Here is an 18,065-nt window from a genome sequence, read left to right on the forward strand (position 1 = left end):
TGTGGTTATACCCCGTTCGGGAGGCATCATTTGAGAGAATAATTGGTGATAAGATGTTCGGTGATTAACTCGTATAACAATGCGAGGTATGGGTTGCTATCAGGGAATGTAATTGAATTTTAATCGGAACTACGTCTGGAGTTATGACATACATGGATAAAACAATAGTTCTGGCTGTTAACAGCGGAGAAGGAAAAACTCGACTGTTGACTGCGAACGCAAACAAGGCTGTTAAAGTTAAGCTGATTCACGGTAATAAATACCTGTTGAAAAATCTGGGTAACGATTTTGCACCGGAGAATATTACCCTGGTACGTGTAGGCAAAGCGCTACACGTTATCCAGGAAGGGGACACTAAAGCCAGTATTATCATTGAGGATTATTTCAATGGTGATGCCAACAACCCGGTGCTGTTGGGCATGGCGGAAGATGGGCAACTGTATGCCTACGTACCATTGTCCGGTGAAGGCTACGAACATGGCTATCTGACCGGTGAAGGTGAGTTGTCGCCAGCCGCTTTAGGCGGCCCCGCGTTAGGCAGCGGCAATGGTATATTTACCTCCTCAGACGACAATCATGATGCCTTGTTTGGTCTGCTCGGTTGGGTCGCTGCGGCGACGGCGATCGGCGCTGGTGCCGCTATTGCCTATCATAACCGCAACACCGATGACAACAACCCGGCTGATACCACCCCACCGGCCAAACCCGCCATCGGCGAAGCGTTAGACCAGAAAGGTGCCGTCACCGGCGCGATCCAGAACGGCAGCGTCACCGACGAAACTCGCCCGGTTCTGAACGGTCAGGGCACGCCTGGTGACCTCATCACCGTCTATGACAACGGTCAGGCCATTGGCAGCGTGGTGATTGACGGCAACGGCAACTGGACGTTTACCCCTGACGCTGAACTGGGTGAAGGTTCGCACCAGTTGGTGATCACCGAGACCGATCCGGCAGGCAACGTCAGTTCGCCGTCCGATTCTCTGAATTTCAACGTCGATACCACTCCTCCGGATGTGCCGGGCCTCCAGCATGTCATGGATAAAGTCGGGGATGTTGTGGGTGAAATCAACGCCGGCGGCATGACCGACGATCCGCGTCCTGAACTGAGCGGCAGCGGCGAAGTCGGCAGCACCGTCACCATTTATGACAATGGTATCGTGATTGGCGAAACCGAGGTCAACGAAGATGGCCGCTGGTCCTTTAAGCCTGACACCGATCTGACCGACGGCAGCCATACCCTGACCGTTTCCCAGACCGATCCGGCGGGCAACCAGAGCGAGCAGTCTGGCGGCTGGACCTTTACGGTCGATACCCAGGCTCCTTCCCAGCCGTCTATCGGCAGCATTCTTGACAACACCGGCAGCGTCACTGGCCCGTTGACCAATGGCAGCGTGACGGATGAAACCCAGCCACAGCTGAACGGCGTGGGTGAGCCCGGTAACGTCATCATTATCACGGACAACGGTAAGCCACTGGGCTCTGCCGTGGTCGACGATCAGGGCAACTGGAGCTACGTCGTTGATGAGCCTCTGACTGAAGGCAGCCATCAACTCGTCGTGACCGAAGTCGACCAGGCCGGCAATGCCAGCGTACCGTCCAACCCGATTGAGATCGTGGTCGATACCACGGCACCGGGCAAACCGGATGTGGCGCAGGCGCAGGATAATACCGGGCCGATCACCGGGCCGATTGTTAACGGCGGCTCCACCGATGAAACCCAGCCTAAACTGAGTGGCGCGGGTGAACCAGGCAACGTTATCAACATCTATGACGGCGGCGAGAAAATCGGCTCCGTGGTGGTGGGTGACAACGGCAAGTGGTCCTTCACGCCAGAGACCCCGCTGGCTGAAACCGATCACAGCATTACCGTGACCGAAACCGATCCGGCCGGCAATGAAAGTGCGCCGTCCGAGTCATTGAACTTTACCGTCGATACCACCGCATCGCCGGAGGGCCCGGATCATCTGGCCATTACCGCCGTGGAAGACCGCGTGGGCGATCGCCAGGGTGCCGTGGATAACGGCGCGGTGACCGACGACAGCCAGCCGCTGATCAGCGGTATCGGCACCGCCGGTGACACCGTGTTTGTTTACACCACCGACAGCGCCGGTCAGCATCTGATTGGCAGCGCCGTGGTACAGCCGGATGGCAAGTGGAGCATGACGCCTGAGCTGCCGCTGCTGGAAGGCAACAACCAACTGGCGATCGTGGCGCAGGATCCGGCGGGCAACCGTACCGGCTTCTCTTCACCGAGCTATGACATCAGCCTGTTTATTCCTGTCTCATCCGAAGCGACGATCGGCAGCGTGGTGGACAACGCGGAGCCACACGTCGGGCCACTGCAGAAAGGCGATGTCACCAACGACACGACCCCGACCCTGAGCGGCACTGCGGCACCAGGTAACATCGTCACCGTGATAGATAACGGCCAGGCCATTGGTTCAGTGACCGCCGATGCCAACGGCAAGTGGACCTTCACGCCAGAAACGGCGATGAAAGACGGCAACCACAGCCTGAATATCACCGCGACCGATGCGGCGGGTAACGTCAGCCAGCCAAGCGGCAACTTCGGTATCGTCATTGACACCACCGTGCCAGATTCGGCCACCGATATTGTTATTACCGATAACGTGGGTGAGAAGACCGGTGAAGTGAAGCCAGGCGAGACTACCGATGACCGTTCACCGACCCTGAGCGGGAAAGGTGAGCCGGGCGGCACCGTGACGGTGACCGACAACGGCAAAGAAATTGGCAGCACCGTGATCGACGAGAACGGCAACTGGACGTTCACCCCGAGTGAACCGCTGGATAACGGCGATCACACTCTGAGCACCACCGTGACCGATCCGGCAGGCAACGTGAGTGAGCCGAGCCCGGGCGTGAACATTGTGGTGGACGACACCCCGGTCCTGGTTCAGTTGGGTTCCGTTAACGACAACGTGGGGCCGAATACCGGCAGCCTGCAACCGGGTGATGTGACGGACGACGCGCGTCCAGAACTGAACGGCAGCGGCAAGCCGGGCAGCACCGTGACCGTGAAAGACGGTGACACCGTGCTGGGCACCACCACCGTGAAGCCGGACGGCAGCTGGAGCTTTACGCCAGAGACCGACCTGGGTGAAGGCAACCACAGCCTGACCGTGACCGCAGAAGATGCGGCGGGTAACAGCGTGACCTCGCCAGCGTTTGAGCTGAAGGTGGACACCGAAGCCCCAGCACAGCCGGTGATTGGCGGGGCGATTGACGACGTGGGCGACGTGCGCGGGCCATTGAGCAGCGGCAGCGTGACCGACGACGCCAACCCGACCTTCAACGGGACAGCGGAGCCGGGCAGCACCATCAAGGTGTACGACAACGATAAACTGTTGGGTTCGGTCGTGACCGACAACAACGGCGCGTGGTCGTTTACCCCGACTACCCCACTGGTGGAGGGTGAGCACAGCATCACCACCACGGCAACGGACACCGCGGGCAACACCAGTGCGCCATCCGAGTCGTTCGACCTGACCACCGACTACACCGCGTCACCGACCGGGCCAGAGTTCCTGGCGATCACTGGCGTGCAAGACCGCGTGGGCAGCGAGCAGGGCACCATTGCGTCCGGCGGCATCACCGACGACAGCCAGCCGTTGATCAGCGGTATCGGTACCGCCGGTGACACCATCATCGTGTACGCAGCCGATGCGGCGGGTAACCACCCGATTGGCAGCACCACCGTGCAGGCCAATGGCACCTGGTCACTGACGCCAGCCACCCCGCTGCTGGAAGGCCAGAACCAACTGACCATCGTGGCGGTGGATGCGGCAGGCAATAAGACCACGCCAAGCACCCCTTCGTATGACCTCAACGTCGACATTACCGTGCCGACGCAGCCAGCGATCACCAGCGTAGTCGATAACGCCGAGCCACACGTCGGTGCACTGCAAAAGGGCGATGTTACCAACGACAGCACCCCGACCCTGAGCGGTACTGCCGAAGCGGGCAGCATTGTCACTGTCTCTGACAACGGCCAGGCCATTGGTTCGGTGACCGCCGATGCCAACGGCAAGTGGAGCTTCACACCGGACGTTGCGTTGAAAGACGGCAGCCACAGCCTGAATATCACCGCGACCGATGCGGCGGGTAACGTCAGCGCGCCAAGCGGCAGCTTCGGTATCGTCATTGACACCACGGTGCCAGATTCGGCCACCGAAATTGTCATCACCGACAACGTGGGTGAGAAGACCGGTGAAGTGAAGCCGGGTGAGACTACCGATGACCGTTCACCAACCCTGAGCGGCAAAGGTGAGCCGGGCGGCACCGTGACGGTGATCGACAACGGCAACGAAATTGGCAGCACCGTGATCGACGAGAACGGCAACTGGACGTTCACCCCGAGTGAACCGCTGGATAACGGCGATCACACCCTGAGCACCACCGTGACCGATCCGGCAGGCAACGTGAGCGAGCCGAGCCCGGGCGTGAATATCGTGGTGGACGACACCCCGGTCCTGGTTCAGTTGGGTTCCGTTAACGACAACGTGGGGCCGAATACCGGCAGCCTGCAACCGGGCGATGTGACGGACGACGCGCGTCCAGAACTGAACGGCAGCGGCAAGCCGGGCAGCACCGTGACCGTGAAAGACGGTGACACCGTGCTGGGCACCACCACCGTGAATCCGGACGGCAGTTGGAGCTTTACGCCAGAGACCGACCTGGGTGAAGGCAACCACAGCCTGACCGTGACCGCAGAAGATGCGGCGGGTAACAGCGTGACCTCCCCGGCGTTTGAGCTGAAGGTGGACACTGAAGCCCCAGCACAGCCGGTGATTGGCGGGGCGATTGACGACGTGGGCGATGTGCGCGGGCCATTGAGCAGCGGCAGCGTGACCGACGACGCCAACCCGACTTTCAACGGGTCAGCAGAGCCGGGCAGCACCATCAAGGTGTACGACAACGATAAACTGTTGGGTTCGGTCGTGACCGACAACAACGGCGCGTGGTCGTTTACCCCGACCACCCCACTGGTGGAAGGCGAACACAGCATCACCACCACGGCAACGGACAAAGCGGGCAACACCAGTGCGCCATCCGAGTCGTTTGACCTGACTACCGACTATTCTGCACCGGATGCGAGCAAAGTGGCGATCACCGGCGTGGACGATGCGGTTGGGGCCATCAAAGGCAATGTGGCTGTGGATGGGATCACAGACGACAACCGTCCAACCCTCAAGGGGACCGGGGCGGAAGCCGGTAACACCATTACGGTGTACAACGGCAGCACCGTGATCGGCACCGCGACGGTCCAGGTCGATGGCACCTGGTCACTGAAGCCGACCCTGCCACTGGCAGACGGTCTGGTGACCCTGACCGCGAAAGAAACCGACAGCGTGGGCAATACCACCGCACCGTCGGCAGAATACGGCTTTACGGTGAGCACCCAGGCCCCGGCGGCCCCGGTGATCGGCTCGGTGGAAGATAACGCTGAACCGCACACCGGCGCGTTGCAGAAGGGCGATGTCACCAATGACAACACCCCGACCCTGAAAGGGACGGCGTTGCCAGGCGGGATCGTGACCGTGTACGACGGCACCACCGCGATCGGCAGCACCACTGCTGATAACAACGGCGCATGGAGCTTTACGCCATCCACCCCGCTGAGTGAGGGTAACCACAACCTGACGGCTTCGGTGATGGACAGCATCGGCCAGGTCAGCCCGACCACCGGCGACTTCGGTATCGTGATCGATACTCTGCCTCCGGCCCCGGCTACCGGTCTGGTGGTCACCGACGACTTTGGTGCCGTACAGGGCCCATTGACGGCGGGCGCTACGACCGACGACAACACGCCAACCTTCAGCGGCAAAGCGGAAGCGGGCAGCGTGGTCACCGTGCTGGACAAAGGCCAGGCGATCGGCAGCACCACGGCGGATGTGAACGGTAACTGGACATTGACGCCAAGCACCCCGCTGACCAACGGCGAGCACGATTTCACCACCACGGTGACCGATAAAGCGGGCAACACCAGTGCCGAAGGTGAGCATCTGGTGGTGAACGTGGACGTGGTACCGGGTCAGGTACAATTGACCGGGCTGGCAGATGACGTGGGCAGCGTGCAGGGCAATATCGTGCAGAACGGCGTGACGGACGATACCCGTCCGACGCTGAACGGCACGGCGAAAGCTGGCAGCGTGGTGACGGTGAGCGACGGCACCACAGTGCTGGGCAGCGTGACGGCGGACGGCAGCGGCAACTGGAGCTTTACGCCAACCACCGATCTGGGCCAGGGCGCACACAGCCTGAGCGCCAGCGCCAAGGATCCGGCGGGCAACGTCAGCACCAGCGGTAGCTGGGCGTTTACGGTCGACTCGGTGGCACCAACTGCACCGTTTATCGACGCGGCAGCGGACGACGTGGGCAGCGTGCAGCCACAGGCTATGACCAGCGGCAGTGCAACGGACGATCCGACGCCAACGTTGTCGGGCCGTGCGGAAGCCAACAGCATCGTGAAGATCTCCGATCAGAACGGGTTGCTGGGCTCGGCACAGACCGATGCCACGGGCAAGTGGAGCTTTACCCCGACCAGCAAGCTGGCGGAAGGCGAACACCGCTTTACGGTGACGGCAACGGATGCGGCGGGTAACGTCAGCGATCCGTCCAACACCTTTACCCTGACGCTGGACTTCAGCGCACCGGACGCAAGCCTTGTGGCGATCACCGGGGTGGATGATGCGGTTGGCGCCATCAAAGGCAATGTGGTAGCCGGTGGTTCGACCGACGATAACCGTCCGACCCTCAAGGGGACCGGGGCGGAAGCCGGTAACACCATTACGGTGTACAACGGCACTACCGTGATTGGTACGGCGACCGTGCAAGATGACGGTACCTGGTCACTGAAGCCGACCCTGCCACTGGCAGACGGTCTGGTGACCTTGACCGCGAAAGAAACCGACAGCGTGGGTAATACCACGGTGGCGTCACCGGAGTATGGCTTTACGGTCATCACCCAGGCCCCGGCGGCCCCGGTGATCGGCTCGGTGGAAGATAACGCTGAACCGCACACCGGCGCGTTGCAGAAGGGCGATGTCACCAATGACAACACCCCGACCCTGAAAGGGACGGCGTTGCCAGGCGGCACCGTGACCGTGTACGACGGCACCACCGCGATCGGTACCACCACCGTCGATACCAACGGTAACTGGAGCTTTACGCCATCCACCCCGCTGAGTGAGGGTAACCACAACCTGACGGCTTCGGTGATGGACAGCATCGGCCAGGTCAGCCCGACCACCGGCGACTTCGGTATCGTGGTTGACACCCTGCCTCCGGCCCCGGCCACCGGTCTGGTGGTCACCGACGACTTTGGTGCCGTACAGGGCCCATTGACGGCGGGCGCTACGACCGACGACAACACGCCAACCTTCAGCGGCAAAGCGGAAGCGGGCAGCGTGGTCACCGTGCTGGACAAAGGCCAGGCGATCGGCAGCACCACGGTGGATGTGAACGGTAACTGGACATTGACGCCAAGTACCCCGCTGACCAACGGCGAGCACGATTTCACCACCACGGTGACCGATAAAGCGGGCAACACCAGTGCCGAAGGTGAGCATCTGGTGGTGAACGTGGACGTGGTACCGGGTCAGGTGCAACTGGGCGGTCTGACGGACGACGTGGGCAGCAAGCAGGGCGCCATCGAGCAGAACGGCGTGACGGACGACACCCGTCCGACGCTGAACGGCACGGCGAAAGCTGGCAGCGTGGTGACGGTGAGCGACGGCACCACAGTGCTGGGCAGCGTGACGGCGGACGGCAGCGGCAACTGGAGCTTTACGCCAGCGGTCGATCTGGGTCAGGGCGCACACAGCCTGAGCGCCAGCGCCAAGGATCCGGCGGGCAACGTCAGCACCAGCGGCAAGTGGGCGTTTACGGTCGACTCGGTGGCACCGAACGCACCGTTTATCGACGCGGCAGCGGACGACGTGGGCAGCGTGCAGCCACAGGCTATGACCAGCGGCAGTGCAACGGACGATCCGACGCCAACGTTGTCGGGCCGTGCGGAAGCCAACAGCATCGTGAAGATCTCCGATCAGAACGGGTTGCTGGGCTCGGCACAGACCGATGCCACGGGCAAGTGGAGCTTTACCCCGACCAGCAAGCTGGCGGAAGGCGAGCACCGCTTTACGGTGACGGCCACGGACAAGGCAGGTAACGTCAGCGATCCGTCCAACACCTTTACTCTGACGCTGGACTTCAGCGCACCGGACGCAAGCAAAGTCGCGATCACCGGGGTGGATGATGCGGTTGGCGCCATCAAAGGCAATGTGGCCATTGGCGGTACGACCGACGACAACCAGCCGACCCTCAAGGGGACCGGGGCGGAAGCCGGTAACACCATTACGGTGTACAACGGCACTACCGTGATTGGTACGGCGACCGTGCAAGATGACGGCACCTGGTCACTGAAGCCGACCCTGCCACTGGCAGACGGTCTGTATGCCTTGACCGCGAAAGAAACCGACAGCGTGGGCAACACCACGGTGGCGTCACCGGAGTATGGCTTTACCGTTATCACCCAGGCCCCGGCGGCCCCGGTGATCGGCTCGGTGGAAGATAACGCTGAACCGCACACCGGCGCGTTGCAGAAGGGCGATGTCACCAATGACAACACCCCGACCCTGAAAGGGACGGCGTTGCCAGGCGGCACCGTGACCGTGTACGACGGCACCACCGCGATCGGCAGCACCACTGCTGATACCAACGGCGCGTGGAGCTTTACGCCATCCACCCCGCTGAGTGAGGGTAACCACAACCTGACGGCTTCGGTGATGGACAGCATCGGCCAGGTCAGCCCGACCACCGGCGACTTCGGTATCGTGGTTGACACCTTGCCACCGGCCCCGGCCACCGGTCTGGTGGTCACCGACGACTTTGGTGCCGTACAGGGCCCATTGACGGCGGGCGCTACGACCGACGACAACACGCCAACCTTCAGCGGCAAAGCGGAAGCGGGCAGCGTGGTCACCGTGCTGGACAAAGGCCAGGCGATCGGCAGCACCACGGCAGATGACAAGGGCAACTGGACATTGACGCCAAGTACCCCGCTGACCAACGGCGAGCACGATTTCACCACCACGGTGACCGATAAAGCGGGCAACACCAGTGCTGAAGGTGAGCATCTGGTGGTGAACGTGGACGTGGTACCGGGTCAGGTGCAACTGGGCGGTCTGGTCGACGACGTGGGCAGCAAGCAGGGCGCCATCGAGCAGAACGGCGTGACGGACGACACCCGTCCGACGCTGAACGGCACGGCGAAAGCTGGCAGCGTGGTGACGGTGAGCGACGGCAGTAATGTGCTGGGCAGCGTGACGGCGGACGGCAACGGCAACTGGAGCTTTACGCCAACCACCGATCTGGGCCAGGGCGCACACAGCCTGAGCGCCAGCGCCAAAGATCCGGCGGGCAACGTGAGTGAGAGCGGCAAGTGGGCGTTTACGGTCGACTCGGTGGCACCGACTGCACCGTTTATCGACGCGGCAGCGGACGACGTGGGCAGCGTGCAGCCACAGGCTATGACCAGCGGCAGTGCGACGGACGATCCGACGCCAACGTTGTCGGGCCGTGCGGAAGCCAACAGCATCGTGAAGATCTCCGATCAGAACGGGTTGCTGGGCTCGGCACAGACCGATGCCACGGGCAAGTGGAGCTTTACCCCGACCAGCAAGCTGGCGGAAGGCGAGCACCGCTTTACGGTGACGGCAACGGATGCGGCGGGTAACGTCAGCGATCCGTCCAACACCTTTACCCTGACGCTGGACTTCAGCGCACCGGATGCGAGCAAAGTCGCGATCACCGGGGTGGATGATGCGGTTGGCGCCATCAAAGGCAATGTGGCCATTGGCGGTACGACCGACGACAACCAGCCGACCCTCAAGGGGACCGGGGCGGAAGCCGGTAACACCATTACGGTGTACAACGGCACTACCGTGATTGGTACGGCGACCGTGCAAGATGACGGCACCTGGTCACTGAAGCCGACCCTGCCATTGGCAGACGGTCTGGTGACCTTGACCGCGAAAGAAACCGACAGCGTGGGTAATACCACGGTGGCGTCACCGGAGTATGGCTTTACGGTCATCACCCAGGCCCCGGCGGCTCCAGTGATCGGCTCGGTGGAAGATAACGCTGAACCGCACACCGGCGCGTTGCAGAAGGGCGATGTCACCAATGACAACACCCCGACCCTGAAAGGGACGGCGTTGCCAGGCGGGATCGTGACCGTGTACGACGGCACCACCGCGATCGGCAGCACCACCGCCGATAACAACGGCGCATGGAGCTTTACGCCATCCACCCCGCTGAGTGAGGGTAACCACAACCTGACGGCTTCGGTGATGGACAGCATCGGCCAGGTCAGCCCGACCACCGGCGACTTCGGTATCGTGGTTGACACCCTGCCACCGGCCCCGGCTACCGGTCTGGTGGTCACTGACGATGTGGGCAGTGTGCAGGGCCCATTGACGGCGGGTGGCATTACCGACGACAACACGCCAACCTTCAGCGGCAAAGCGGAAGCGGGCAGTGTGGTCACCGTGCTGGACAAAGGCCAGGCGATCGGCAGCACCACGGCGGATGTGAACGGTAACTGGACATTGACGCCAAGCACCCCGCTGACCAACGGCGAGCACGATTTCACCACCACGGTGACCGATAAAGCGGGCAACACCAGTGCCGAAGGTGAGCATCTGGTGGTGAATGTGGATGTGGTACCGGGTCAGGTACAATTGACCGGGCTGGCAGATGACGTGGGCAGCGTGCAGGGCAATATCGTGCAGAACGGCGTGACGGACGACACCCGTCCGACGCTGAACGGCACGGCGAAAGCTGGCAGCGTGGTGACGGTGAGCGACGGCAGTAATGTGCTGGGCAGCGTGACGGCGGACGGCAACGGCAACTGGAGCTTTACGCCAACCACCGATCTGGGCCAGGGGGCACACAGCCTGAGCGCCAGCGCCAAAGATCCGGCGGGCAACGTGAGTGAGAGCGGCAAGTGGGCGTTTACGGTCGACTCGGTGGCACCGACTGCACCGTTTATCGACGCGGCAGCGGACGACGTGGGCAGCGTGCAGCCACAGGCTATGACCAGCGGCAGTGCAACGGACGATCCGACGCCAACGTTGTCGGGCCGTGCGGAAGCCAACAGCATCGTGAAGATCGCCGATCAGAACGGGTTGCTGGGCTCGGCACAGACCGATGCCACGGGCAAGTGGAGCTTTACCCCGACCAGCAAGCTGGCGGAAGGCGAGCACCGCTTTACGGTGACGGCAACGGATGCGGCGGGTAACGTCAGCGATCCGTCCAACACCTTTACCCTGACGCTGGACTTCAGCGCACCGGACGCGAGCAAAGTCGCGATCACCGGGGTGGATGATGCGGTTGGCGCCATCAAAGGCAATGTGGCCATTGGCGGTACGACCGACGACAACCAGCCGACCCTCAAGGGGACCGGGGCGGAAGCCGGTAACACCATTACGGTGTACAACGGCACTACCGTGATTGGTACGGCGACCGTGCAAGATGACGGCACCTGGTCACTGAAGCCGACCCTGCCACTGGCAGACGGCCTGTATGCCTTGACCGCGAAAGAAACCGACAGCGTGGGTAATACCACGGTGGCGTCACCGGAGTATGGCTTTACGGTCATCACCCAGGCCCCGGCGGCTCCAGTGATCGGCTCGGTGGAAGATAACGCTGAACCGCACACCGGCGCGTTGCAGAAGGGCGATGTCACCAATGACAACACCCCGACCCTGAAAGGGACGGCGTTGCCAGGCGGGATCGTGACCGTGTACGACGGCGCCACCGCGATCGGCAGCACCACCGCTGATAACAACGGCGCATGGAGCTTTACGCCATCCACCCCGTTGAGTGAGGGTAACCATAACCTGACGGCTTCGGTGATGGACAGCATCGGCCAGGTCAGCCCGACCACCGGCGACTTCGGTATCGTGGTTGACACCTTGCCACCGGCCCCGGCCACCGGTCTGGTGGTCACCGACGACTTTGGTGCCGTACAGGGCCCATTGACGGCGGGCGCTACGACCGACGACAACACGCCAACCTTCAGCGGCAAAGCGGAAGCGGGCAGCGTGGTCACCGTGCTGGACAAAGGCCAGGCGATCGGCAGCACCACGGCGGATGTGAACGGTAACTGGACATTGACGCCAAGCACCCCGCTGACCAACGGTGAGCACGATTTCACCACCACGGTGACCGATAAAGCGGGCAACACCAGTGCCGAAGGTGAGCATCTGGTGGTGAACGTGGACGTGGTACCGGGTCAGGTGCAACTGGGCGGTCTGACGGACGACGTGGGCAGCAAGCAGGGTACCATCGAGCAGAACGGCGTGACGGACGACACCCGTCCGACGCTGAACGGCACGGCGAAAGCTGGCAGCGTGGTGACGGTGAGCGACGGCACCACAGTGCTGGGCAGCGTGACGGCGGACGGCAGCGGCAACTGGAGCTTTACGCCAGCGGTCGATCTGGGTCAGGGCGCACACAGCCTGAGCGCCAGCGCCAAGGATCCGGCGGGCAACGTCAGCACCAGCAGCAACTGGGCGTTTACGGTCGACTCGGTGGCACCGACTGCACCGTTTATCGACGCGGCAGCGGACGATGTGGGCAGCGTGCAGCCACAGAATATGACCAGCGGCAGTGCGACGGACGATCCGACGCCAACGTTGTCGGGCCGTGCGGAAGCCAACAGCATCGTGAAGATCTCCGATCAGAACGGGTTGCTGGGCTCGGTACAGACCGATGCCACGGGCAAGTGGAGCTTTACCCCGACCAGCAAGCTGGCGGAAGGCGAGCACCGCTTTACGGTGACGGCGACGGATGCGGCGGGTAACGTCAGCGATCCGTCCAACACCTTTACCCTGACGTTGGACTTCACACCACCGGATGTCAGTAAAATTGCCATCACAGGTGTGACGGATAATGTGGGTAGTGTGACTGGGCCGGTTAACCAGGGCGGTATTCTGGACGATCGTAAGCCTGTCATTAAAGGAACCGGGGCAGAAACTGGGGATACCATTACGGTTTCCACTACAGATGCTGATGGCAACACCAAGGTGCTTGGCACCACAACGGTGGGTAGTGATGGCACATGGGAACTGACGCCAACCGGGTCACTGTACGATGGCGTGAACAAACTGACCGTAGCAGAAACCGATAAAGTGGGTAATACCACCAAGCCTGGTAGCAGCTACGATGTCACCATGTCGTTGACGCCGGGTGCACCGACTATCGGCAGCATTGTCGATGACAGCGGAGCAACTCAGGTCACTCTGACAGACGGTGCCTTGACCAAGGACAATACGCCAACGCTGAGCGGGACTTCACCGGTTGCGGAAGGCGACACCGTAACCATTTACAACGGTAATACCGTGGTAGGTACGACTACGGCTGGCCCTGGTGGCAGTTGGAGCTTTACGCCAACCACTAAACTGCCGGATGGTGTTTACAACTTCAGCGTGACGGGAACCAACAGTGCTGGTCAAGAGAGTGCGCACAGTGGCTCTCAGGCGATCACCATCGACGCAACGCCACCGAATCCGGTATCCGGTCTGACCGTCAGCGATGACGAAGGGTCTGTACAGGGGCCATTGGCCAACGGTGCCGTGAGTGATGACAACACGCCAACCTTTAAAGGCAATGCGGAAACTGGCAGCACGGTTACCATTTACGCTAACAATGAAGCAATTGGCAGCGTGACGGTCACCAGCCCAGACGGCAGTTGGGTCTATACGCCGACGGCAGCGTTGCCGGATGGTAATTATCAGTTCGCCACTGAAGTGACGGATAAAGCAGGCAACAGCAGCGGCAAAGTTGATGGCATTGCTATCACTGTCGATACGGTGCCAGGCGATCTAAAACTGCAGCAGGTGATCGATAACGTTGAACCTGATAGTGGTACACGTCTGTTGAACAATGGCGATGTGACTAACGACAGCACACCAACGTTTGCGGGTACCGCGACTGCGGGCAGCATTGTTACCATCAAAGATGGTGCCAGTACGGTTCTGGGCAGCGTGAAGGTTGAGGCATCAGGTAACTGGAGCTTCGAGCCGCAGACGGCGTTGAGCGAAGGTGTCCATAACTTTGTGATCAGTGGTACTGATGCTTCAGGTAATCCGTTAACGCCTGTTAACTTCAGCCTGACCATTGATACTGTGGCACCTCTGGCACCGAATATTACTGACGTTGTGGACAATACAATGCCAGTACTCGGTACCGTGACCAGCGGTCATGCGACTAACGACACGACGCCTGAAATCAAAGGTACGGCTGAAGCCAACAGCACCGTTCAGATTTACAATCAGATCGATGCGTCAAACCGTGTTCTGTTGGGGACGGCGCTGGCTGACAACAATGGCCAGTGGGTGTTGGTACTGACCGATGACAAGGCGTTAACCGACGGCAGCTACACGCTGGTTGCGGTTGCTACCGATAAGGCGGGTAACGCGGGGGCGGTCAGTGCACCATGGACCATCATTGTTGACACGGCGATCTCGGATGCGACTATCGCGATCACGTCGATCAGTGATGACCTAGGGGTCAGCGATACTGACTTTAACACCAGCGATAACACGCTGTTGATTAACGGTACGCTGAACAAGGCGCTTCAGGCCGATGAGTGGGTCGAAGTCAGTGTGGATGGTGGCAAGACCTGGACCAAAGCGGCCAGCACCACGGCCAGCAACTGGACGGTGGACCTGCAAAGCCAGCCGCTGAGCTCGGGTAACTACACTATCAACGCACGGGTGGTTGATCAGGCAGGCAATATCGGCAGCACCGATACGCATGCACTGACCATCGCGACCGGTGGGCCGAACCTGAATGGCCTCACCACCACCACGAGTATCACTACTGATACCAGCAATGGTCTGGTGAGCGGCGATCTGTTCAGCCACAGTGCAACGCAAACCAACGGCGATATGGTCACCCGTGACCGTACCGTAACGGTGAACGGCAACCTGAGTGCTGCATTGCAGGCCAACCAGTATCTGCAGATTTCGCTGGATAATGGCAAAACCTGGAAAACGCTGCTGTCACAGAGCGGAAGCGAGTGGCATTACACACTGGATGCGGCTACGCAGAGCACCACGGTGGATTACCAACTGCGGGTGATTGATTCTGCCGGTAACGTTGGCACCAACACCAACTTTGCCAGCAATTACCAGGTGGTGATCGATCTGGAAGCGCCGAACAGCATTCTCGGTGCACCAAATGTGCCGCAGATTGTGGATAACACCACTACGTTCGTCTTCAACAGCAGCACTTATGGCAAGGTTGAAGCCGGGGCGATTGTATCGCTGGTCAGCGACGTGAACCGTAACGGGACCTACCAAGAAGGTCTGGATCAGGTTCTCGGGTTTGCTAAAGTTGCCGCGGATGGTACCTGGACATTGAGCACCACACTGCCATCTGGCGCGCATAACATCGCGTTTATGGTGTGGGATGAGGCGGGTAACCGTTCAGCCATGAGCTCGTCAACCAGCATCGGGGTGACCGAGGGTGGCGGCAGTACGCTGATTGAGCAGAAGTGGGGCGGCACGACCGATGCTGATGGTTGGGGCCTGAACGCCGCAGCGGTGACGATTGGCAGTGACGGTTTGTGGTCGTTCTTCCAGAGCGTGCGTGGAACTTCAGGAGCCACGGCGGCCAACGCCGGTCGTGTGTACAACATGACGTCGCAGGAGGATTACCTCTCGAAGTATCTGGCGGAGCCAACTGTTGCCAACGGGGCCGGCTATAACGTGAGTGAGGGGAGCTATGGTCGCTTTATCAACTCGGCCACTTTTGCGGATATCAACCGCGATGGCTTGACCGATGTGATGTCGCAGGTCAGTTCATACGGCAATGGTGGATATACTGCTTACTGGATGCAGAATGCTGACGGCAGCTACGCGCCGAAGGCGCTTTATCAGGGTACGTTGAATCACCTGGGAGGCGCGATTGCCTATGACCGTCAGGGTGATGGTTACCTGGACTTCGTGCTGGCTGACTCAGAAGCGGACTCCATTTCGTTCATCAAGAACGTCAATGGGACGCTGACCTACGAGCAGGCTAGCGGTTTTGCTGCCGGACACCCTGGAGGGGCCATTCCGGCCGGGCTGAGCGTGTTGCACGAAGTGGGGGCGGTCGATATCGACAACAACGGCACGGTGGATATCACCGCGCACATTGACTACAACGGCACGACCGCAATAGGCAATACTTCTCGTGGACTGGGGATCCTGTATAACCAGACCAACGGCACCACCTCGACCAATTTTGGCCAGGTGGGGTATTACGCCAACGTGTTCCGTGATGACGGCCATGTTGACTACGGTAATATGTCGATCTCGATGACCTATGCCGACTATAACGGTGATGGCTGGCTGGATCTGTTCCTGAGCCGTGGTTCGAAGGCGGGGGCGAACAGTGACGAAAGCCGTATCTACCTGAACGACGGTACCGGCAAGCTGATGGCTACCGATGCGCAGGCGCTGTGGTTTGGTGACAAGCTGGATGGCGGCACCTCGCTGGCGGTGGACTGGAACCACGATGGCAAGATGGACATCATCGAAGTTCCACGCTCTGGCGTGACCGGCAGCCCGGTGTTGTATCAGAACCAGGGTAACAACGTGTGGGGGACCAATGCGGTCAGCCTGACCAGCGGGACCTACAACAACCTGACGGGTGCGGTAGCGCTGGATTATGACTGGGATGGCTCGATGGACCTGGTGTTGTACCGTTCCGGCGCTGACGCCGCAGTGGTATCGGGTGATGCGGCTGCACCAACGCTGCTGGTGAAAAACACCAACATCGCGGCGGACGGGACCAGCCTGCAGATCCGTATTGTTGACGGCAACGGCATCAATACCTTCTACAGCAACACCGTCAAGCTGTATGACTCGCACGGTAACCTGGTGGCGACGCAGCTGATTAACCCGCAGGCGTCCGGCTCCAGCAACAGCATGGGCCTGGTGAGCTTCTTCGGGTTGAACCCGGACGAAGTGTACTCGGTACAGCTGCTGCGCATCACCAACGGCACGGCTAACCACGTGGGGGCAGTTGCCGGTGAGCAGGGGGGCAACATCAACACCACGGTGAATGAAAGCTGGGGTGGGTTGACTACCGGTAAGGCGCATGATGCTTATGTGCTGACGGCGGAAAACACCAACGATGCCAACAATACCACCGGGCCGAGTGGCATTACCGGCACCGGGTATAACGACACCTTCTTCAGTTCGGCGGGTGACGATACCTACACCGGGGGTGGCGGTTGGAACCAGGTGGTGAGCGGCCAGTCGGTCTGGAGTGCTACGGCAGGGATGGACATCGTCGATTACAGCCGTTCATCAAGCGCGATCACTGCCAACCTGATGATGAAGACCGCAACGGGTCAGGGCAACGACACGTTGAACAGTATCGAAGGCTTGATCGGTAGCAACCAGGGCGACAGCTTTACCGACAACTCGGCGAACAACCTGTTTGAAGGCCGGGGTGGCAACGATACGTTCTACCTGACTAACGGCGGTAACGACACCCTGATGTATAAGGTGTTGGCAGGTCTGGATAATGACGGGACGGGCGGTAACGGTCACGACACAGTCCATGGCTTCAAGGTTGGCGACGTAGTGAGTAACGGTGACGCGGATCTGATCGATCTGAGCGATCTGCTGGATTACAACGGCCCGATCTCCTTCTTCCAGGATGATGGCAAGATGGAGTTGGACTACTCTTCCCAGGGTATTCTCAAATATCTGAAGGTAGAGACTTCTGGTAACGATACGGTGATCAGCATCGACCGTGATGGTCAGGGCGGGCAGCATAGCTTCACCAGCGTAGTGACGTTGGCGAATGTGCATACCGATCTGGAAACGTTATTGCAGAATAACCAAATCATTGTTTAACCGGTAACGGAACCCGCAGTGTAAAAACTGCGGGTTCTATTTTGTTGTTATTTAATTATCTGGTAAACATTTTTGGATATATCACATCTTAGGTGTGATAACGGATCCCGGAAAGTTGTCGCCGTT

At 60.3% G+C, this 18,065-nt stretch carries 1 protein-coding gene; it reads left to right on the plus strand.

What is annotated here, in order from left to right:
• Positions 1-206: 206 nt before the first annotated feature.
• A complete protein-coding gene (locus tag ACX1CU_RS06945; RefSeq protein ID WP_459401859.1) occupies positions 207-17,939 on the plus strand; it encodes an Ig-like domain-containing protein in 17,733 nt (5,910 codons plus the stop codon).
• Positions 17,940-18,065 lie beyond the last annotated feature (126 nt).

The organism is Serratia sp. D1N4, assembly GCF_054552755.1.